1 protein-coding gene is annotated in these 242 nt (G+C 57.9%); it reads left to right on the forward strand.

The annotated features are described in order from the left end of the window. Positions 1–203, forward strand: a 203-nt coding sequence (locus HMPREF2875_RS13125; protein WP_083306711.1) for an integrase core domain-containing protein, incomplete at its 5' end; no start/stop codon positions are given. Between the last annotated feature and the right edge of the window lie 39 nt (positions 204–242).

Below are 242 nucleotides of genomic sequence, written 5' to 3' on the forward strand. Positions count from 1 at the left end.
CCCTGGCAGAATCCTTTAACGCCACCTTAAAGCGGGAAGTGCTGCGTGATCGGAAAGTCTTTGACAACCCAATTAGCTGTCGTCAAGAGGTCTTCCGGTGGTGCATGCGCTACAACACGCGCCGGCGGCACTCCTGGTGCAATCTCGTAGCTCCTGATGTCTTTGAAGCCGAGACTTCGGCTATACTGACCACAGCAGCATAGCCAGCCCCCGATGTGTCCACTTTCCGGGGGTCGGGCCCC

This window comes from Corynebacterium sp. HMSC078H07, assembly GCF_001812805.1.
GTDB lineage: Bacteria > Actinomycetota > Actinomycetes > Mycobacteriales > Mycobacteriaceae > Corynebacterium.